This is a genomic window from Micromonospora sp. DT46 (genome assembly GCF_049841735.1).
Lineage (GTDB): Bacteria > Actinomycetota > Actinomycetes > Mycobacteriales > Micromonosporaceae > Micromonospora > Micromonospora reichwaldensis.
Map to the genome: position 1 here is coordinate 157,867 of NZ_JBNCKW010000012.1, position 19,480 is coordinate 177,346.

At 74.6% G+C, this 19,480-nt stretch carries 15 protein-coding genes and 4 tRNA genes; 3 read left to right on the forward strand and 16 right to left on the reverse strand.

Annotated elements, in window-relative coordinates; all coding sequences use genetic code 11:
* Window positions 1-8: 8 nt before the first annotated feature.
* The 10 genes from ACLQ20_RS28570 to ACLQ20_RS28615 form a co-directional block, all read right to left on the reverse strand.
* A complete protein-coding gene (locus tag ACLQ20_RS28570) occupies window positions 9-677 on the reverse strand; it encodes a lysoplasmalogenase (protein WP_358122086.1) in 669 nt (222 codons plus the stop codon).
* A complete protein-coding gene (locus tag ACLQ20_RS28575) occupies window positions 674-1,525 on the reverse strand; it encodes a sterol desaturase family protein (RefSeq protein WP_425858131.1) in 852 nt (283 codons plus the stop codon). Before ACLQ20_RS28575 ends, ACLQ20_RS28570 begins: the two co-directional genes overlap by 4 nt.
* Window positions 1,522-2,247 (reverse strand): FadR/GntR family transcriptional regulator, encoded by a 726-nt coding sequence (locus ACLQ20_RS28580; RefSeq protein WP_151453262.1) that lies wholly within the window; start codon window positions 2,245-2,247, stop codon window positions 1,522-1,524. Before ACLQ20_RS28580 ends, ACLQ20_RS28575 begins: the two co-directional genes overlap by 4 nt.
* Window positions 2,248-2,323: 76 nt before the next feature.
* Entirely contained in the window at window positions 2,324-3,505 is a 1,182-nt protein-coding gene (locus ACLQ20_RS28585) for a DUF2201 family putative metallopeptidase (protein WP_425858132.1), read from the reverse strand.
* A complete protein-coding gene (locus ACLQ20_RS28590) occupies window positions 3,502-4,683 on the reverse strand; it encodes an AAA family ATPase (protein WP_425858134.1) in 1,182 nt (393 codons plus the stop codon). Before ACLQ20_RS28590 ends, ACLQ20_RS28585 begins: the two co-directional genes overlap by 4 nt.
* Window positions 4,680-6,341, reverse strand: coding sequence for an ankyrin repeat domain-containing protein (locus ACLQ20_RS28595; RefSeq protein ID WP_425858135.1), 1,662 nt, complete (start codon window positions 6,339-6,341; stop codon window positions 4,680-4,682). The genes ACLQ20_RS28590 and ACLQ20_RS28595 overlap by 4 nt, the downstream gene beginning before the upstream one ends.
* The gene (locus tag ACLQ20_RS28600; RefSeq protein WP_425858136.1) at window positions 6,338-7,474 is read right to left on the reverse strand and encodes a gala protein; all 1,137 of its coding nucleotides are present in this window, start codon (window positions 7,472-7,474) and stop codon (window positions 6,338-6,340) included. Before ACLQ20_RS28600 ends, ACLQ20_RS28595 begins: the two co-directional genes overlap by 4 nt.
* A complete protein-coding gene (locus tag ACLQ20_RS28605) occupies window positions 7,471-8,835 on the reverse strand; it encodes an SDR family NAD(P)-dependent oxidoreductase (protein ID WP_425858138.1) in 1,365 nt (454 codons plus the stop codon). The genes ACLQ20_RS28600 and ACLQ20_RS28605 overlap by 4 nt, the downstream gene beginning before the upstream one ends.
* A gap of 24 nt (window positions 8,836-8,859) precedes the next feature.
* Window positions 8,860-8,935 (reverse strand) — tRNA-OTHER (locus tag ACLQ20_RS28610).
* A gap of 41 nt (window positions 8,936-8,976) precedes the next feature.
* Complete coding sequence (locus tag ACLQ20_RS28615) at window positions 8,977-9,396, reverse strand: ankyrin repeat domain-containing protein (RefSeq protein WP_425858139.1); 420 nt, start codon at window positions 9,394-9,396, stop codon at window positions 8,977-8,979.
* Here ACLQ20_RS28615 and ACLQ20_RS28620 point away from each other — a divergent pair.
* Window positions 9,288-9,782 carry a hypothetical protein gene (locus ACLQ20_RS28620; RefSeq protein ID WP_425858152.1) on the forward strand — a complete coding sequence of 165 codons (495 nt, stop codon included), beginning with the start codon at window positions 9,288-9,290 and terminating at the stop codon, window positions 9,780-9,782. The genes ACLQ20_RS28615 and ACLQ20_RS28620 overlap by 109 nt on opposite strands.
* An 802-nt stretch (window positions 9,783-10,584) precedes the next feature.
* On the opposite strand, the gene ACLQ20_RS28625 is transcribed toward ACLQ20_RS28620, so the two are convergent.
* The 3 genes from ACLQ20_RS28625 to ACLQ20_RS28635 form a co-directional block, all read right to left on the reverse strand.
* Window positions 10,585-10,659: transfer RNA gene (locus ACLQ20_RS28625), tRNA-Ser, on the reverse strand.
* A 20-nt stretch (window positions 10,660-10,679) separates the two neighbouring features.
* Window positions 10,680-10,754, reverse strand: a tRNA-Trp gene (locus tag ACLQ20_RS28630).
* 27 nt (window positions 10,755-10,781) lie between these two features.
* Window positions 10,782-10,859: transfer RNA gene (locus tag ACLQ20_RS28635), tRNA-Glu, on the reverse strand.
* Between the two features lie 67 nt (window positions 10,860-10,926).
* On the opposite strand from ACLQ20_RS28635, the gene ACLQ20_RS28640 reads away from it, so the two are divergent.
* Together ACLQ20_RS28640 and ACLQ20_RS28645 are read left to right on the forward strand one after the other, a co-directional pair.
* A complete protein-coding gene (locus ACLQ20_RS28640) occupies window positions 10,927-11,478 on the forward strand; it encodes a PadR family transcriptional regulator (protein WP_425858140.1) in 552 nt (183 codons plus the stop codon).
* Between the two features lie 26 nt (window positions 11,479-11,504).
* Window positions 11,505-13,226, forward strand: a complete 1,722-nt coding sequence (locus tag ACLQ20_RS28645) for an acyl-CoA dehydrogenase family protein (RefSeq protein WP_425858141.1) — start codon at window positions 11,505-11,507, stop codon at window positions 13,224-13,226.
* 79 nt (window positions 13,227-13,305) lie between these two features.
* On the opposite strand, the gene ACLQ20_RS28650 is transcribed toward ACLQ20_RS28645, so the two are convergent.
* The 3 genes from ACLQ20_RS28650 to ACLQ20_RS28660 form a co-directional block, all read right to left on the reverse strand.
* Window positions 13,306-14,739 (reverse strand): hypothetical protein, encoded by a 1,434-nt coding sequence (locus tag ACLQ20_RS28650; protein WP_425858142.1) that lies wholly within the window; start codon window positions 14,737-14,739, stop codon window positions 13,306-13,308.
* 295 nt (window positions 14,740-15,034) lie between these two features.
* Window positions 15,035-17,563: a pectate lyase family protein gene (locus tag ACLQ20_RS28655; protein ID WP_425858143.1), complete on the reverse strand. Its 2,529-nt coding sequence runs from the start codon at window positions 17,561-17,563 to the stop codon at window positions 15,035-15,037.
* Window positions 17,564-17,684: 121 nt separating this feature from the next.
* The gene (locus tag ACLQ20_RS28660) at window positions 17,685-19,307 is read right to left on the reverse strand and encodes a pectate lyase family protein (protein WP_425858144.1); all 1,623 of its coding nucleotides are present in this window, start codon (window positions 19,305-19,307) and stop codon (window positions 17,685-17,687) included.
* Window positions 19,308-19,480: the final 173 nt, after the last annotated feature.

Here is a 19,480-nt window from a genome sequence, read left to right on the forward strand (position 1 = left end):
CGGCCCGGTCAACGGGCGTTGCCGGGCACCGGCCCCGGGGCGCGCGCGGGGCTGCCGGTGCCGGCCGTGGGCCGGGCACGCCCGGCGGTGGCCGCCATCCAGCCGGTCGTGATCAGCAGCAGGGCCGCGATGTAGGTGGTCATCACGGCCAGGCCGTGGCCGGGGATCCGGGAGCCGGCGGCGTCCATCCCGATCAGCAGGTCGGAGACCAGGAACAGCCCACCGCCCAGGGCCACCCGCCGGGAGACGCCGGCCGCGGCGGCGGCCATCAGGCTGAGCGCGAGGCTGTAGCCGAGCACTGGCAGCCGCAGCGGGCCGAGGGAGTTCCACAGCACCAGGTTCGCCGCCACCCAGCAGGCGAGGTAGGCGGCGACCGCGACGACCGGCGGGCGCCGGTGGCGCAGGAAGGCGGTCAGGAAGGCCACCTGGGTGCCGAGGAAGCAGCCCATGCCGACGAGGAACGCCGTGTCGCCGGAGACCAGCAGCGCGATGTCGCCGCCGGTCGCGAAGACCAGCCCGACGGCCACGGGGTCGACGCGTCGGCGTACCCGCAGCAGGTGGACCAGCAGCACCGGCGCGAGCAGGGGCTTGGCCAGCCACTGCAGGAGGGTCGAGTCGGTCGCCACGCCGATCAGCTCGACGGCGGCCACCACGCCGAACAGCCAGAGGATGCTCATCGGGCCACCGCCGGCTGCGCCTGCGGGGTGGGCTGCCAGCCCGGCCGGCCGAACACGTGGCCGAGGCGGTGCCGCCAGGACGAGGCGGCCCGGGCGTCGGCCCAGATCGCCCGGTACTCGTGCGTCGCCACCCGCAGCGGGTTGTACGTGCCGACGTTCTTGGTCAGGCCGTAGCGGACGGTTGCCCGCTCGGGCTCGAACGTGCCGAACAGCCGGTCCCAGACGATCAGGATGCCGCCGTAGTTGCGGTCGAGGTACTCGGCGTTGGCGCCGTGGTGGACCCGGTGGTGCGAGGGCGTGTTGAAGAACCACTCGACGGGCCGGGGCAGCCGGCCGACCCGCTCGGTGTGCAGGAAGAACTGGTACAGCAGGCTGACCGACTGCTGAAGGAAGATCATCCACGGCGGGATGCCGAGCAGCGCCAGGCCCAGCCAGAACGGTAAGGACGTCATCGGGGTCCAGCTCTGCCGCAGGGCCGTGGAGAGGTTGAAGAAGACGCTGGAGTGGTGCACCACGTGCCCGGCCCAGAGCAGCCGCACCTCGTGGTGGGAGCGGTGGAACCAGTAGTAGGCGAGGTCGTCGGCGAAGAACAGCAGCACCCACGTCCAGACGCTGGTGGGGGAGAGCTGGATCGGCGTGACGGTGTACGCGGCGGCGTAGAGGCCGATCGTCGCCAGCTTCCACGGCACGCCGATGACCTGGCTGCCGGCGCCCATGGTCAGGCTGGTGGCGGTGTCGCGCAGCTCGTACCCGCGTTCGCCGTCGTCGGGGGCGAACCGGTAGGAGAGCGCCTCGACGACGATGAGGAGCAGGAACGCCGGTACGGCGTAGAGGACGGCGGGGATCATGCCCGGGCTTCCCTTCTCGGTGCTGCGGCGGGGGTGGTGAGGGGGGCGGTGAGCAGGGCCCGTGCCTCACGGGCGGCGTCGGCGGACCGGCCGGTGACGACGGCGTCGGCGAGCCGGCGGTGTCCCGCGACGTCGAGCAGCTCCGCGGCGCGCCGCTGCGGGGGCACCTCGCCGACGGCGAGCGCGCCGGCCACGAGGCTGTTGAAGGCCAGCAGGTAGGCGGTGTTGCCGGAGCCGGCGACGATGTGTCGCCAGAGCACGATGGTGGCCTCGCCCATCCCGGTCAGATCCGGCGCGAGGCCCGCGTACTCCTCGACGGCCCGCAGGATCGCGGCCCGCACCGCCGGGTCGCCGCGCTCGGCGCAGAGCCGGGCCGCGTCGACGCCGATGCAGGCCCGCATCTCCAGCATGTCGCGGACCAGGGTGTCCACCGGGAGGGTGTCGTGGAAGCGGGTGAGCGACAGGGCGAGATCGAGCCCGGCGTGCACCCGCCAGTCCAGCACCCGGGTGGCGTCGCCCTGGCTGACCCGCACCAGGCCGAGCTGCTGAAGGCGGCGCAGGGCCTCCCGCACGGCGTGCCGGTTGACCCCGAAGGTGGCGGCCAGCTCCCGCTCGCCGGGCAGCGCCTCGTCCGGGCGGTAGACGCCGCTGACGATCGCGTCGCGGATCTGGCCGAAGACGTGGTCGGAGACCGACGAGCGGGGGACGGGAGCGAACGCCATGCCGTGGAGTGTGGGGCAGCGCACATCAACCCGTCAACTGGTTGGACCAGTCGGCATCGTCGGCCGGCGAGCAGACTCAGTCGTCGATCGTGACGCTGGCGATCCAGGACGAGGGCTGCGGCGCGCCGGCGCCGATCAGCCCCGCGATCACCCGGACGGACTCCAACGGCGCGGCCGGCCAAGGCGTCAGCCCGTCGGTCAGCACCACCACGACGTGCGGCCGGTCGCGCAGCGCGGCGTCGATCCCGACCCGCATGTCGGTGCCGCCGCCCCCGGCCAGCCGGACCTCGCCGACGGTGTGCACCCGCCGTACGACGTGCACGGCCGCGTCGCAGGAGAGCACCGTGACCCGGTTGCCGCCGACACCGACCGCCCGCAGCACCCCGGCCACCTCGGCGAGCGCCGCCGCGAGCTGACCGTCGCCCATCGAGCCCGACGTGTCCACCACGATCGCCACCCGGGGCACCGGCCGGCGCAGGCTGGGCAGCACCACGCCGCGCGTCGCCCCGGAACGCCGCGAGGGGCGCCGGTACGTGTAGTCGACCGCGCCACTGGCCCAGGCCGCCGCCTCGCGCACCGCCCCGGTCAACGCCCGCCGCCAGTCCACCCGGGGCTCGAGCACCTCGGCGGCCCACCGTTCCCAGCCGGCCGCGACGGCGCCCCGGGCCCGGACGTGGGCGCGGACGGCGTGTGCCGTCTCCCGACGGATCGCCCCCGCCTCGACCGCGCTGACTCCGCCCGCACCACCGATCTCCCACCGCCGGTCGACACCGTGTGCCCCCGAACCGCAGTCCGGCGCCTCGCGTCCCCGCACGTGCGCCGGCAGCAGCGGCAGGTACGCCTCGAACAGCAGGCCCGTCGGCAGCCCGAAGGTCGCCGGCTCGACCCGGTCGGCCGGCAGCGGCAGCCGGTCCGCCACCAGGTCGTCGTTGATCTCGCAGTCCTGCGCGACGTTGACCCGGTGGTGGTCGTGCTGCTGACCCGCCGGAAGACGGTCGGCCCGGCCGTGGTGGTCGCGGAGGAGGTGGGCGACCTCGTGGATCCACACCGCCGCGAGCTGCGGCACCGGCAGCCGGTCGACGAACTCCGGCGAGACGTGGCAGCGCCAGCGCCGGTCCACCCCCATGGTGGGCACCTCCGGGGACTCCACCACGGTGAGGCTGTACAGCGCGGTGGCCAGGTAGGGCCGGTCCTGCGCCGCCCGGAACCGGGCCGCGAGCAGCTTCGTCCGGTCCAGCCGGGTACCGTCGGGGCTCATCCGGTCAGGCGCCCCGAGAGCCCGAGCACCTCGGCGAAGGCGTGGATGGCCGGCGGCACCGGCCAGGAGGTGTCGCGCAACGCCGCGAGGTCCATCGCGGCGCGCGCCGCCACGTCCGGCACACCCGCCTCGACCGCCTTGCCCAGCACCACCCAGCCGGCCTCCCAGCGCGACCGGTCGACCTTCGCCTGCACCGCCGAGATCACCGCGGTGAGGAACGCCAACTGCCGGTCGCCGCGTTCGGGCAGCCGGAACGCCTCCGGGTCGGCGAGCACCCGCTCCGGGTCGGGCAGGTCGAGGTTCTCCAGGTAGGTGACGAACTCCAACCCCGCGCCATCGCCCACCGCGCCGACCACGGCCAGCGCCAGCGCCTCCGCCCCGGCTCCGGCGGCATGATGGACGGCGAGCAGGCGCAGCACCATCTCCCAGGTGCGCGGCGACGGCCAGGCGCCGCCACGGGCCTCGGCGTCGGCCGGCAGGTGGTGGGTCAGCCCCGGCCGGGCGGTGAGGAAACCCGCGACGGCCCCGCGCGCCCGCGCCAGCGCCGTGCCGGTGCGCGCGGGGCGGACCGCCGGCACGCTGACTGCCGGCCAGGTGCCGGCCAGGCCCCGCGCGACGGTGCGCGCGTCGTGCGTCCAGTGCAGGTGTACGAACCGGTTCGCCAGTGGCGGGGCCAGATGCCAGCCGTCCGCCGCGCTGGTCGGCGGGTTCGCCGCCGCCACGATCCGCACCGACGGCGGCAGCGACAGGCTGCCGACCCGGCGCTCCAGCACCACCCGCAGCAGCGCCGCCTGCACCGCCGGCGGCGCCGAGGAGAGCTCGTCGAAGAAGAGCAACCCCGATCCGGTACGCGCCAGCCGGACCGCCCAGTCCGGCGGGGCCATCGGCACGCCGTCGGTGGCCGGGGAGTCCCCGACGATCGGCAGCCCCGCGAAGTCCGACGGCTCGTGCACGCTGGCGATGACCGTCTCCAGCGGCAGGCCCAGCCCGTCGGCGAGCTGTTGCAGGGTGGCGGACTTGCCGATGCCCGGCTCGCCCCACAGCAGCACCGGCAGGTTCGCCGACACCGCCAGGGCCAGCGCCTCGACCTTCGGGTCGGCGGCCGGCTCCGTCCGCCACGCGCGGGTCGCGGCGACGAGGTCGTCCGCCGCGGTCAGCGCCCGCGCGGTCGCCGTCACCGGCCCGTCCACTCTGCCAGTACGTCCCGGATCTCGAACACCGGCCGCACGTCGTCCCCGTCGTCGTCGTACATGCTCGCCTTTCCCTCCGCCAGGCCGCAGGCGGTGGTGTCGTCCTCGTCCGGGGTGTGCGGGTCGGCGCCGGCCGCCAGCAGCGCGCGGACCAGCTCCGGGGTGCCGCCGTCGCCCACGGCCACGTGCAGGGCGGTGCGTCCTCGACGGTCAGCGGCCCCGATCGGGACGCCGGCGTCGCACAGTCGCCGCAGCAGCGCGACGTCCTCCACGGCGCGCAGGTGGTGCAGCAGGGTCCCACCCCGGCCGTCGGCCACCCTCGGGTCGAGCCCCGCGTCGAGCAGCGCCGCCAGCGCCGTCGCACCGCCGTGCTGGATCCGGAGCAGCACGTCGCGCCGCAGCTCGCGCAGCGGCCGGGGCAGCCGACCGGTGCCGCCCCGCCACGCCTGGACGGCGGCGAAGCAGCCCGCCGACCGCCCGCCGAGGGCGCGCAGCAACTCCTCCGCGGCGACCTCCTCGTGGGTGTGCGAGACCGGGTCGAGCCGGCCGCCGCCGTGCACGAGGGCGTGCCATTCACTCCCGCAGCGCACCGGCACGCGCACCCGTATGCCCGACGTCGGCGCGGCGGAGCCGGCCCCCGGCGGTGTCGTCGGGAACAGGGCCCGGCGCACCAGGGGATGCAGATCGGCGGGGTCGAGCAGGCCGTGCCGCACCAGGTCCAGGTCGGGGGGCCGCTCGTGCACCACGGTGGCGAACCGGGGGCGGGTGAAGTGCTGCCGGTCGTACCCGACGAACGAGGCGGCCACCGAGCCGTCGCGCAGCCGGTGCACCTCGGCCACCAGCCGCCACCCCGAGCCGATCATGACCCGGTCGGCGCCGTAGCGGGCCTCGAGCCGGGCGAGTTCGGCGTCCAGCCCGAGCGGGACCAGGCGACCCTGCTCGGCGTCCGCCACCCCGTGATCGAGGCGGTGGACGTCTGGGTCCAGGTCGACGCCGGCCACGGCCCACGCCTGGAGCACCTCGCCAGCGGCGATGAGCCGGTCGAAGACCTCGGCCCGGCTCGCCGGGTCGTACGGGTCGACCGCCGGCGCGTACGACCCGACCGGCCGGAGGGCGCCGTCGGACTCGAAGCCGGGCAGCCGGGCCGGCGAGCCGCCGTACGCGACGGCGAGACCGTCCACGTGCCCGGCGCTCCAGTACGCCGGCGCCAGGTCCTGCCGGATGACGTCCTCCGCCAGCACGGGGCTGACGGTCAACCGCAGCCGCTGCGACCCGTCCACGGTCTTCGGCGTCCGCACCACCAGCGCGACGTCGCCGTCGCCGAACCGATCGTCCCTCGTGGACAGCAGGAACTGCTGGTGGGTGGCGACACCGGTGCGGCCGCCGAGTACGCGCGGCAGGTGCCAGCGCAGCAGATCCGGGGCGAGCACGCCGAGGTCCGCCTCGATCCGGCCGGCCCGGGACCGGCCGTGCTCCCGGGCCACCTCGGCCAGGTCGAACGCCACGTCGATCCGCCCGGCGGCGCAGGCGGCCCGCCAGTCGCCGGCTTCCCGGGCGGCGGTGCACGCCTCGATCATCGGGGCGGGTACGGCGTACCGGCGGATGCGTTGCCAGGTGCGGATCTCGTCGATGACGGGCGGGTTCACCGGTAGACGCTCGCGATCGCCCGGATGTCCTCGTGGGGTGCGGTGACCGGCCGCTCGGCGAGCAGTGTCGAGGCGCGGCGGCGCTGTCGGCGCGGCACGCCGCCGTTGATGCCGAGGTACTCCAGCGTCGGGTGTCCCTCGATGGCCTCGACGAGCCGCCGCGCGCCCCGCCCGCCGATCTCCGTACGCCGCAGGTCCAGCCGACGCAGCCGGGCGGCGGGCAGCGCGTCGGCGAGCATTGCCGCGCCCTCGTCGGCGACGACGTTGCCGCGCGCCCCGAGGGCCCGCTCCGACGGCGGCCGGGCCAGGTCGAGCGCCCGCCAGGAACCCAGGTGCCGGGCCAGCACCGCCACCCCGGCCGGGGTGATCCCGTTGCCTCCCAGCCCGAGCGTCAGCTCCACCCCGTCGACCAGTTCGGCGAGGGCGGCCACGCCGGCGTCGCCGAGGTGGTTGGCCGCCAGGTACAGCTCCCGCACACCGGCGGCGTTGACCAGCGCGCCGAGCACCGGCACGGCGTCCGGTCCGAAGCCGTTGCCGCCGAGGAAGAGCCGCCGTACGGGTCGCTCCCGGGCGGTCAGCGCCTCCGCGAGGGCGGTCAGCCCGGCCACGCCCATGCCGACGTTGACCAGGTCGAGCGTGCGGATGGCGGAGTTCACCGCGAGCGCCGCGGCGAGCCGGCGGACACCCTCGTCGCCGACCGGGTTGCGCTTGAGCCACAGCGCCCGCACGGTGTCGTCGCCGGCCAGCCGGTCGGCGAGCGCGTCGACCCCGGCCGGGTCGATCCGGTTGCAACCCAGGTAGAGCGTCTGGAGGTGGTGGCCCGGACGCAGGGCCTCGGCCACCGCCCGGGCGCCGTCGGCGCCGAGGCCGTTGGTGCCCAACAGCAGGTGCCGCACCAGCGGGGAGTCGACCGCGGCGGCCACGATCCGGGCGGTCTGCACCGGGCCGACGCCCTGCTTGCACAGGTCCAGCCGGCCGTCGGGCTGCACCGTGCCGCGCGCGAACACCTCGGGCCCGGCGACCGTGTCCGGCGCGGCGAGGCGGGCCAGCAGGGGGTCGAAGTCGCCGGGATCGGCGAGGCCGGCGTCGGGGTCGGCGATGGCCGGGCAGCGCACCGGCGTCGGGTCGGTCACCAGGGCACGCTCCGGTAGTCCTTGAGGAACTGGCCGCTCACCGGCGTCCCGCGTACGCCGCGCACGATCGGGTCGTAGACCCGGGCGGCCCCGTCGACGACGTCGAGTGGTGGCCGGAAGCCGAGGTCGCGCTGGGCCGCCTTGCCCGGGTGTGGCCGCTCGTCGGTGACCCAGCCGGTGTCCACGCTGTTCATGTGGATGCCGCTGGTCAGGTAATCGGGAGCGACCGTGCGGACCAGCATGTTCAGCGAGGCCTTGGCCATGTTGGTGTGGGGGTGCCGGGTGGTCTTGCCGGAACGGGAGTAGCTGCCCTCCATCGCGGAGACCTGCACGACGTGCCGCTGCGGATGGCCGCTCGCCCGCATCAGCGGGCGCAGCCGGGAGGTGAGCAGGAACGGCGCGAACGCATTCACCACGTGCACCTGCAACCACTCGTCCGGACTGACGTCGGCGTCGCTGAGCATCCAGGAGTTGACCTCGCGCAGGTCGAGCGGCTGACCCGTCTCGTCGACCCGCCCGGCGGGGAAGAACGCGTCCAGCCCGGAGGGCAGCCCGGCCGAAGGGGTCGTGGCGGGCGCGGCGCCGATCGCGATCCGTGCCGCCGGCCCGTCCAGCGCCGTGGACTCGGCCGCCCGGACCTCCCGGTGGTACGCCGCCGGCCGGTAGAGCGTCTGTGCGGCGTTGTTGACCAGGATGTCCAGCCCGGCGAAGCGCCGCCCGACCAGCGCGACGAAGTCGAACGTGCCGGCCAGGTCGAGCAGGTCCAGCCCGTGCACGTAGAGCCGGCCGGTCCAGTCGTCGGCGTCCGGCACGGCGGCGAAGCGGCGGGCCGCGTCGCGGGGGAACCGGGTCGTCACGATCACGTCGGCACCGTCACGGAGCAGCTTGAGCGCGGTGTGGAAGCCGATCTTCACCCGGCCGCCGGTCACCACGGCGGTGCGGCCGGTCAGGTCGCAGCGGGCGTGGCGCCGCTCGCGGTTCTCCGCCGCGCACAGCGGGCACATCAGGTGGTAGTCCACGTCCACCTGCCGGTAGGGAACCTTGCACACGTAGCAGTGCCGTGCCCTGCGGAGCGTCCCGCGTCCGGCCGCGCCGGGGTCGGCACCGGATGGTGCGGAACCGGGGCCGGGCGGTGCGGGGTCGGGGATTTCGGTGTGGAAACGCGTTGCGGTGGCCAGCAGCGCGCGGTCCGCCGCCCGGGTCGTGGCGTCCCGGCGCGCTCTGGCGCGCCTCTTGATCCCCCGGTGGGCGGCCGTGACCGCCCGCTCCAGTTTCTGCCGGGTCGCCTCGTCCAGGTCGGCGTCGTCGAGCCGGCCGAGAACGGCGAGGCAGGCCGCCAGCTCGGTGGGATCGACGGGCACGGTGCTCCTTCATGGAGGGTGGGGTGGCGAGACCGGCCGGATTCGAACCGGCGTCCTCCAGCTTGCTGTCAAGGCGCGTCGACCTCTGCGCTACGGCCTCGCCGCGCGGGAGCATACCGAAGGCCACCGACAACCGGCCCCCTACCGGCGCGTCAGCGTTCGTGCGAAGGCGAGCACTTCGGCGGCGGTACGACCCCGCTCGTCCACAGCGTCCGGATCGGCCCCGGCCGCGAGCAGGACCTCCATCACCTCGGTGGCCAGCGTGAGGGCGGCGGCGTGCAGGGGGGTGTGCCCGTCCCGGGTCGGGTGCGTCGAGGTCGAGCCCGGCCGCGGTGAGCGCCGGGAGCACCCGGTGGTGGTCGACCCAGGGCAGCCAGTGTGCCAGCGTGCGACCCTGGTTGTCGCGCAGCTCCGGGTCGATCCCGTCGGCGAGCAGGGCGAGTAGCCCTTCGGTGTCGCCGTGGAACGCGCGGGCGAAGAGGTCCTGCCGGAGCCTGCGGATCTCCTTCGGCACCGGCTTCGCCCCGGTACGCCAGGAGCGCACCGCCGCCGCGCAGCCACCGACCGGCCCGCCCAGCCCGGCGAGCAGGAACTCCCGGCGCAACTCCTCGTCGGTGTGCGCGGTGACGAGGCGGCCGGCCGCGAGCTGGACGGAGTGCCAGTCCCGCCCGCACCGGATCCGGATCGGTGGGCACGGCGCCGGCTCCGGAGCCCGCCATGCCTGGGTCCGCCCGGGAAAGAGGGCCTCGTGCACCAGCGGGTGCAGCTCGTCCGGGGCCAGGTCGCCCCAGCGCAGCAGCGCCACGTCCGCCGGCGCGGGCACCCCGAAGGCGTATGGCCCGGCGACCGGCTCGTCCCAGGCCGCCTGGCGGACGGTCAGCCGGCCGTCGGCGGCGACCTCGACGGCCAGCCTGTGGCTGTCGCCGAACTGCGTCGTCGTCCCGTAGCGGTGGGCGAGCCGCCGGGTCTCATCGGCGAGCACGGACAGCGCCGGGGCGTGGACGACGAGCGCGGGCGCGCGCCAGGCGGGGTCCTGCCGGCCCACGTCCGGGTCGACGGCGAGCCCGGCCGCCTCGTACGCCGCCACCGGCTGTCGGGCCGCCAGCAGCGCGGCCACCGTCTCCACCTCCGTGGCGCGGTCGTCGGCACGACCGGCCGCGGCCGTGCCGCCCTGCGGGTACGGGCGGCCGTCGGGCGTGTGCCAGGCGAGCCGGACGGCCGAGGCGCCGTAGGCCCAGCGGCGGGTGGCGACCGCCTCGGCGTCCCAGCACCAGCCGGGCAGGTCGTGCCACCGGGTTGGCAGGCGCAGGCTGTCGGTGACCCGCAGCCCGATCCGCTGGGGGCTGTGGTCGGTGAGCGGCAGGGTCGCCACCAGCAGCGGGACGCCCCGGCGGAGCAGCCGCGGGGTCGTCCGGACCGGGCCGGGCAGCCGGGAGAGCACGACGGCAGCGCGGGGCAGCAGGGCCAGCGACCCGGTGCGGGGCAGGAAGCGGCGCAGCAGGTCGGGGGCGAGGCCGCGCAGCTCGCCTTCGACGCGGGCGGCCTCGTCGGTGCCGTACCGGGCGGCCACGTCCCGCAGGTCGACGTGCGCGTCGACCGCTGCGGCGGCGCAGGCACCCCGCCAGTCACCGGCCCGTCGGCGGGCGGTGGCGGCGGCGATCACGGCCGGCGGGGAGGCGTAGCCCAGGAGTCGCAGTTGCTTCTCCCGCTGCCGGCGGCGTTCCATCTCGGCGTCCTCGTTCCGTCGGGAGCGGGCCGGCCGGGATCGAACCGGCGTCCTCCCGATGAGCAATCGGGCGCGACGACCGCTGCGCTACGACCCGCTCGTCGGCGAGTGTAGGAGTGCGGGCCGGCCGGATTCGAACCGGCGTCCTCCCGGTTTTGGAGACCGGGCGCGACGACCGCTGCGCTACGGCCCGCACGTGGCGGCCGGGCGACGCCCGGGTGGCGGACGGGCCGGATTCGAACCGGCGTCTTTCTCCTTGAGAGGGAGACGCGACGACCTCTGCGCTACCGCCTGCCGCGGGCAGTGTAGGGCACCTCACGCACCCAAGCTTGCTATGCAACGAATTGCATAGCAGGATGGCGGGCATGGCGCTCGAACACGCGATCCTGGTCTCCCTGCTCGAACGGCCGGGCTCCGGCTACGAGCTGGCCCGGCGTTTCGAGCGCTCCATCGGCCGCTTCTGGACGGCCACCCACCAGCAGATCTACCGGGTGCTGAAGCGGATGGAGGCCGACGGCTGGGTCACCGCCGAGGAGATCGGCCAGAAGGGCCGCCCCGACAAGCGGTCCTTCTCGGTGGCGCCGGCCGGCCGGGCCGCGCTTGTGGACTGGCTGCGCGCGCCCGTCCAACCCGAGGCGGTCCGGCACGAACTGGCCGTCAAGATCCGCGGGGCCGCCTTCGACGACGCCGCCGGCCGCGCCGCGCTCGTCGCCGAGGTCGAGCGCTACCGCGCCACCCACGAGGAGACGCTCGCCCGCTACCTGGCCGGCGAGCGGCGGGACTTCCCCGACCCCGTCGCGCCCGACGCCGCAGCGGCGCTCCAGCACGTCGTGCTGCGCGGCGGCATCGCGTACGAGCGGATGGTGCTCGCCTGGCTCGACGACGTGCTGGCCACCCTGCGCACCCTGGACGACTGACCCACCCCACCGAAGGGAGTCCCGTCATGGCGGACTCGCTCCTGCTCGACCCGCACAGCTACGACCCCACCCACCTCGACGACACCTCCCGCCGGCTGCTGCGGGCCACCGTCGACTGGTTCGAGGGCCGGGGGAAGAAGGCGCTGCTCGACTCCTACGACCGGCACGAGTGGTACGCCGACTTCCTGGACTTCGCCGCGAAGGAGGGGCTGTTCGCCGCCTTCTGCACGCCGGCCGCCGACGGGGGAGGGGACCCGGCGAGGCGCTGGGACACCGCACGCAACGCCGCGCTCAGCGAGATCCTCGGCTTCTACGGCCTCGGCTACTGGTACACCTGGCAGGTCACGGTGCTCGGCCTCGGCCCGGTCTGGCAGAGCGAAAACGCCGCCGCGCGGGCCCGCGCCGCCGGGCTGCTCGCCGACGGCCACGTGATGGCGTTCGGCCTCTCCGAGCGCGCCCACGGCGCGGACATCTACTCCACCGACATGGTCCTCACCCCCGACGGCGACGGCGGGTTCCGCGCCACCGGCGCCAAGTACTACATCGGCAACGGCAACGTCGCCGGACTGGTCTCCGTCTTCGGCCGCCGCGCCGACGTCGAGGGACCGGACGGCTACGTCTTCTTCGCCGCCGACAGCCGCCACCCCGCCTACCACCTGGTCCGCAACGTGGTGAACGCGCAGATGTACGTCAGCGAGTTCCGCCTCCAGGACTACCCGGTGCGCCCCGAGGACGTGCTGCACACCGGACGGGCCGCGTTCGACGCCGCGCTCAACACCGTCAACGTGGGCAAGTTCAACCTCTGCACCGCCTCGATCGGCATCTGCGAGCACGCCATGTACGAGGCCGTGACCCACGCCCACAACAGGGTCCTCTACGGCCGGCGGGTCACCGACTTCCCGCACGTACGGCGCGAGCTGACCGACGCGTACGCGCGCCTGGTCGCGATGAAGCTGTTCAGCGACCGCGCCGTCGACTACTTCCGCTCGGCGGGCCCGGACGACCGCCGCTACCTGCTGTTCAACCCGATGACCAAGATGAAGGTCACCACCGAGGGCGAGCGGGTCGTCGACCTGCTCTGGGACGTCATCGCCGCCAAGGGCTTCGAGGCGGACACCTACTTCGACAAGGCCGCCAAGGACATCCGCGGGCTGCCCAAGCTCGAAGGAACGGTGCACGTCAACCTCACACTGATCATGAAGTTCATGGCCAACTACCTGTTCCACCCGGCCGAACACCCGCCGGTGCCGACCCGGCACGACGCCACCGACGACGAGTTCCTCTTCCGGCAGGGCCCGGCCCGGGGCCTCGGCACGATCCGGTTCCACGACTGGCGCGCCGCCTACGACGCCCACGCCGAGGTGCCCAACGTCGCCCGCTTCCGCGAGCAGGCCGACGGCTTCTGCGCGCTGCTGGCCGCCCACGCCCCGAGCGAGGAGCAGCAGCGCGACCTCGACTTCCTGCTCGCCCTCGGCCAGCTCTTCGCGCTGATCGTCTACGGCCACCTGATCCTGGAGCAGGCCGAGCTGACCGGCCTGGACCGCGACGTGCTCGACGAGATATTCGACGTCCTGGTCCGCGACTTCTCCGCGTACGCCGTCGACCTGCACGGCCGGGCGGCGACCACCGGGGAGCAGGCCGCCTGGGCGCTGGCGCACGTCCGTCGGCCCGTGGCGGACGCGGGGCGCACGGCGCGGATGTGGGCGCGGGTGGCGGCGCTCAGCGGCGCGTACGAGATGCGCCCCTGACGCTGCGGACCGTGGCGGCCGACGGCCGGCTGCCCGGCGCGGGGCGGTCGGCCGCCGCCGGTCACCACCCGGCGCCGGGTCAGCCGGCCGTGACCACCTGGTTCGCCGGCTGCGGCGCCGGCGCCTCGGCCGGGGCCCGCCCGCCGTCGCCGGGCGCCGCCGCGTCGTCGCTGCCCTCCGGGGCCGCGTCGTCGGCGGGGCGCACCGCCACCGGCACCGGCCGGTCCGGCCTCGGCCGGGCCGCGACCTGCGGGTACTCGGCGGTCTCCGCGCCGCCCGTGGCGGCCGCCATGACCGCCGCCGCGGCCAGGTCGGCGACCCGCTTCGCCTCCCGCTTGACCCGGGCGCGGACCTCCTTGGCGTGCTGCTCGGCGGAGTCCGCGGCCCGGCGCGCCTCGTCGAGGCGGCGCAGCTCGTCGGTCAGCTCCTGCCGGGTCTCGGTGAGGCGCTGCTGCACCTCGGCGAACTCGTGCTCGACGCCGGCGCTCTCCTGCCGCGCCTGGGCCAGCTGCTGCTGGGCGGCGTCCAGCTCGGACTGCATCCGCGCCAGCGCCTCCCGCCGGTCCCGGATGCCCTGCTGTGTCGCGGCGAGTTGCTGCTGGTGGGTCGCGGCCTGTTCGTCCACGTGCTGGCGGACCTTGGCTGCGTACTGCTGGGCCTCCGCGATCAGCGTCGCGATCTCCTGCTCGGCCGCCGTACGCTGGGCGCCGAGCTCCCGCTCGGCGGACGCGAGCTGCTCGGCGATCTCCTGCTCGGCGGCGGCCCGCCGGTCGTTGATCTCCCGCTCCACGCCGGCCTGCCACTTGCCCAGCTCCTGCTGGGTCTTCGCGCGCGCCGCCTGCACCTCCTGCTGGATCTGGGCGCGGGCCGAGGCCAGGAACGCCTCGGACTCGACGCGGGCCTGCTCGACCTGCTGGGCGGTCTGCTCGTCGATCCGCTTCGCCTCCTGCATCGCGTGGTCGTGGGCCGCCTCGCCCGCCGTCCGCAGCCGTTCCGCCGCCTCCCGGATCCTGGCCAGCTCGGCCTGGGCGTTGGCGCGGCGTTCCTCGTGTTCCCGGTCGTGCTCGTCGCGCCGCGCGGCCGCCTCCTCCGTCAGCTCACGCAGCGTCGTGCTGGCTTGCTCGCGGGCCTCGGCGAGCACCCGCTCCGCCTCGGCCTCGAGTTCGGCGGCCCGCTGCCCGGCGGCGTCGGTGATGGCCCCGGCCTGCTTCTCGGCCAGGGCCAGGATCTGGTCGACCATCGGACCGAGGTCGCGGAAGGACGCCCGGTCCGGCTGCGCCGGCCGGTCCCGCAGCTCGGTCGCCTCCGCGCGCAGCCGGTGCACCTCGACGGTCAGCTCCCGCAGCTGGGTCGAGGCCCGTTCCCGCTCCGCGGCCCGCGCCGACCGTTCGCCGTCGACCTGCTCGACGTAGCGGTCCACCTGCCGCTTGTCGTAGCCGCGCAGCGCGAGGTCGAAGCTCGGCCGCGAGGCCGCGTCCTCGCGTGCCGCGAACGGGTCGTCGCCGTGGGACATGCATCCTCCTCCGTACGATCGCGAGCGCCGCGCCGGCGGGAGAGCCGCCCCACGGGCCGTGCTGAGGCGCCACGCTACCGTCGCGGCCGCACGCCCCCGCGAAAAGGGTGACCACATGCGACGGCCCCGCGGGACCGGATGGTCAGCGGGGCCGCCGCCGCCCTGGTGGGGGCTATCGCTTCCGGGCTCTCGCCCTGCCCACCGTCGCCGATGCCGTACGTGCAGGTCTGTTGCAGCCCGCCCGGCCACCGCCCCGGGGGTGACGGTCGGCCCGACCGCCACCCCCGGGTCCGGCTCAGGGGTTGATCCGACCGGCGCCGGCCCCGGCGGTCACGGCCGCCTTGACCCCGCTCGCGTCGTCGAGCCGGTACGGGTAGGGAATGGGGGCGACGTCCCCGGCGCTCTCCGGCGCGCCGGAGTTGGTGAAGATGTTGTTGCGCTGGACCAGGTCACCCGGGTCCGACTCGGCGTAGCCGACGGCGGTGGGGCGGGTCACGTTCTCGAAGTGGTTGCCCTCGACCAGCACCCCGGCGCCCATCGTGGACGCCACGCCGTAGTCCGCGCCGTAGTAGTAGTTGTTGAACACGTGCACCGGGTCACCGAACCGGACGCGCGGGTGGCGCTCCTTGCTCCCGTCGAACCAGTTGTGGTGGTAGGTGACCCGCAGGTGGCCGATGTCGGCCGTGTGCCCGTCGTCGTGGCCGAGCAGCATGCTCTTGGTGTGGTTCGTGACCCGGTTCCACGAGACGGTGACGAAGTCGGAGGCCCGTTTGACGTCCACCGCGCCGTCGTAGCCGCCGTCGAACGTGTTGTGGTCGATCCAGACGTTGCGCGAGCCCTGCACGTTGATCGCGTCGTCGTCCCAGCCCCGGAAGGTCAGGTTGCGGACGATGACGTTGCTCGCGCCGCTGATGTTCAACCCGTTGTCCAGCGTCGCGGCGCCCACGCCGAGCACGGTCTTGTTGCTGCGCACGTCGTTCATCTTGTCGGGCATGGTCAGCGACCCGGTGACCCGGATGACCAGCGGTGACGAGGACTCCAGGGCGTCGGCGAGCGCCTGGCCGTCGGAGACGGTGACGGTCTGGCCGCCGGCCCCGCCGGTGGTGCCGCCGTTCTGGGTCGCCCAGCCGACCAGGTCCCCGGCCGGCGGCAAGGTCGGCGTCGGGGTCGGCGCCGGGGTGCTCGGCGGCGGGGTGGTCGGGTTGCCGGGCAGGCCGACCCGGCCGACCCCGGCCTGCGCCGTGACCACGGCCTTCATGTCGCAGGCCGTGCCCACGGTGTACGCGTACGGCGGGTTGGTCACGCTGCCGCCGGTCTGCCCGGCGCCGGAGTTGACCAGGCAGTTGTTCCTGGCGACCAGTCGGCCGTCGCCGGAGGAGCCCTCCGCCAGGTGGTACGGGTCGTCGACGTTCTCGAAGTGGTTGCCCTCGACGACGACCCCGGCGTTCTCGGTGGACGCGACGCCGTAGTTGCCGGTGTTCAGGTAGTAGTTGTTGTAGACGTGCACCTGGTCGCCGAAGCGCACGCGCGGGTTGCGCTGGTTGGTGTTGTCGAAGAAGTTGTGGTGGTAGGTGACCTTCAGCCGGCCGGTGTCCTGGGCGGCGTTGCCGTCGTCGTGGCCGAGCAGCATGTTCTTGTCGGTGCCGTCGGCGTGGTTGTAGGAGACCGTCACGTACGACGAGCCGCGCTTGATGTCGACGCCGCCGTCCGCCCCGGTGGTCCAGGTGTTGTGGTCGATCCAGACGTGGTGGGAGAACATCTGCACGTTGATCGCGTCGTCCGCCCAGTTCCGGAAGTTGAGGTTCCGGACGATCACGTTGTGCACGGCGTTGGCGGGCGGCGCGGTGACCGCGTTGTCGATCGGCAGGCCGATGTTCAGGCCGCCGCCGGTGAACCCGGAGTTGGCGCCGACGCCGACGATCGTCTTGTCCGAGGTGACCTCGTGCATCGGGCCGGGCAGCGCGATCATCCCGCTGACCTGGATGATCTTCGGCCCGCTCGATGCCGCCTCGGTGACGAACTGGCTGGCGGTCGAGACCGTGACGGTCGGACCGCCCGCGCCGCCGGTGGTGCCGTTCTGGCCCCACGCGTCGACCGAGGCCCAACCGTCGGCCACGTTGGTGCCGGGGTTGCCCGGGTCGCCGGTCGGCGACGGCGTCGGGTTGGTCGGCGTCGGCGTGGGGCCGGCGCCGCCCGAGTCGACCCGCACGTCGTCGAAGTCGGCGCTGGCGTAGAACGTCGCGACGCCGATCCGGCCGCTGGCGTACGAGGTGTCGGTCGCCTCGGCGAGCAGGGCGCCGTTCACGTACCCCTTGAGCGAGCCGCCGGCGACGTCCAGCCGCACGGTGTAGGTCGTCCCGGTGCCGACCGGCAGGGCGGCGGTGTCCAGCGTGGTGGCGGAGCCGCCGGTCAGCCGCTTGAGCTCGACGGTGTTGTTGCTGCGCAGCGCGAGGTAGTAGTAGCTGGTGCTGCTCTGCACCCGGGCGAGCAGCGCGACGAACCGGTTCGATCCGTTGAACGCCGTCGGCCGGACGGTCGTCTGGACGGAGTAGTCCGTCCAGCTCGACGTGCCGGCCAGCGAGCGGGCGTCGCTGCTGGTGCCGCCCTGTCGCAGCGCCCGCGCGCTGTCGCCGGTCACCGACCAGCTTCCGCCGGAGGCCGTCCAGCCGGACGAGTTGCCGTCGGAGAAGTCGTCGGAGAAGAGCGTGTCGGCGTGGGCCGTGGCGGCCATGCCGACGGTGAGGGCGACCGCGAGGAACGCGGCCCCGATCGCGGTGAGGAACCCTCGGCGGTGCCTCCGCCGACGAGTGTCGGAGTGGTGCACGGGACCTCCCTGGTGGTGATCAAATGATCGATGAACATCGATCCCTGAGGGTGTGGTGCGCCGTGGACCGCCGGGCCGATGCCCGGCGCCGAACCGCACCCGGCGGTCCGCGGAGGGGCGGTCAGTAGGGGAGCTTGCCGGTGCCGGCGCCGGCCGTGACGACGGACTTCACAGTGGCCGGCTCGGTCAGGGTGTACGGGTAGAACGTGCGCGGCTCCTGGACGGTGCCGCCCGCGTCGCCGGGCTCGCTGGTACCGGCGAGCACGTTGTCGCGGGCGATCATGCGGCCCCGGTCCCCGGAGTAGCTGATCGACCAGGGCACCTCGACGTCCTCGAAGTAGTTGCCCTCGACCACGCAGCCGGAGTCGAGTTGGCAGGCCACCCCGACGTCGGTGTTGTAGACGAAGTAGTTGTTGAACACGTGCACGGGATCGCCGTAGCGGACCCGGGGGTTGCGCTGCGGCGTGCGGTCGAACCAGTTGTGGTGGTACGTGACCTTGAGGTTGCCGACGTCCTGGGCGGCGTTGCGGTCGTCGTGGCCGAGCAGCATGTTCTTCGTGTGGTGGTGGGTGTGGTTCCAGGACACGGTGACGTAGCTGGACCCGCGCTTGACGTCGATCAGGCCGTCGTAGCCGTACGCCAGGTCGTTGTGGTCGATCCACACGTGGTGCGAGAACATCTGCACGTTGATCGCGTCGTCGACGGTGTTGCGGAAGTTCAGGTTCCGCACGATCACGTTGTGCACGGCGTTCGCCGGCGGGCTGGTCGCATCGCTGACCGGCAGGCCGATGTTCAGCCCGCCGCCGGTGATGCCGGAGTTCGCGCCGACGCCGACGATCGTCTTGTCCGAGGTGACGTCGTGCATCGGGCCGGGCAGCGCGATCATCCCGTCCACCCGCACGGTCAGCGGGCCGGCCGTGCCGATCGCGGCGAGGAGCTCGGCGGCCGTGTCCACCGTGACAGTCGGGCCGCCGGCCCCGCCGGTGGTGCCGTTCTGGCCGAGCGCGTGCACCGAGGCGAAACCGATCGGCGGGGCGCCCGGATCGATCGGGGGCCCGGTCGGCGGCAGGGTGGGCCCGCCGGTCGGCGTGGCCGTGGGCGGGGCGCCGGTGGCCGTGTCCACCTGGACGTCGTCGAAGGTGGCGCTCGCGTACGAGGTGGCCAGGCCGACCCGTCCCGCGGCGAACGCGCCGTCGGTGGCCTGCACCCGTAGCGTGCCGTCGACGTAGCCGCGCAGCGAGCTGCCGACCGCCTCCAGCCGCAGCGTCGCCCAGCTGCCGACGGTGATCCCGGCCGGGGCGGAGCCCAGCGACACCGGGTCGCCGCCGGAGCGGCGGATCAGCTGCACGCCGCCGCTCGCGGTCACCACCAGCGCGTAGTAGCTGCTGCTGCTCTGCGCCCGGGCGATCACCCCGGCGTGCCGGTTCGCCCCGCCGAAGCCCGTCGGCCGGACCCGGGCCTGCACCCCGTAGTCGGTCCAGGTGCCCGCGCCGGCCAGGGCCCGGGCGTCGCTGCTGGTGCCGGACTGCCGGTAGGCGTACGAGCCGTCGGTCACCACCGACCAGCTGCCGCCGGAGCGGGACCATCCGTCGGCCGCGCCGTCGGAGAACGTGTCGCTGAACAGGGTGTCGGCGTGCGCCGACGAGGTGGTCGCGAGCACCGTGCCGACGGCCAGGGCGCCGGCGGTGAGCGCCGCGCCGAGCAGCCTCGGTGTGCGCGTCCGGGAGCGGGGTGTCCGGTTCATGGTGCACCTCCTGGTGGTGGGGGGGTGTGCACCGGTGGGCCGCCGCGCTGAGCGCCGGACGCGGCGGCCCACCGGCCGTGCGGGCCCCCCGCCCCGCGCCGCGGCCGGCGGCCAAGAGGGGCAGCCCGGCCGCGCCCCCCCCCCCGCCCACCCCCCCCGGCCCCCCCGGCGCC

Excerpts from the sequence above, each read along its gene's own strand:
- ACLQ20_RS28585 (WP_425858132.1), bottom strand. The coding sequence starts at position 3,505 with ATGAGCCCCGACGGTACCCGGCTGGACCGGACGAAGCTGCTCGCGGCC.
- ACLQ20_RS28645 (WP_425858141.1), top strand. The coding sequence starts at position 11,505 with ATGGCGGACTCGCTCCTGCTCGACCCGCACAGCTACGACCCCACCCAC.
- ACLQ20_RS28660 (WP_425858144.1), bottom strand. The coding sequence starts at position 19,307 with ATGAACCGGACACCCCGCTCCCGGACGCGCACACCGAGGCTGCTCGGC.
- ACLQ20_RS28575 (WP_425858131.1), bottom strand. The coding sequence starts at position 1,525 with ATGATCCCCGCCGTCCTCTACGCCGTACCGGCGTTCCTGCTCCTCATC.
- ACLQ20_RS28580 (WP_151453262.1), bottom strand. The coding sequence starts at position 2,247 with ATGGCGTTCGCTCCCGTCCCCCGCTCGTCGGTCTCCGACCACGTCTTC.
- ACLQ20_RS28640 (WP_425858140.1), top strand. The coding sequence starts at position 10,927 with ATGGCGCTCGAACACGCGATCCTGGTCTCCCTGCTCGAACGGCCGGGC.
- ACLQ20_RS28650 (WP_425858142.1), bottom strand. The coding sequence starts at position 14,739 with ATGTCCCACGGCGACGACCCGTTCGCGGCACGCGAGGACGCGGCCTCG.
- ACLQ20_RS28570 (WP_358122086.1), bottom strand. The coding sequence starts at position 677 with ATGAGCATCCTCTGGCTGTTCGGCGTGGTGGCCGCCGTCGAGCTGATC.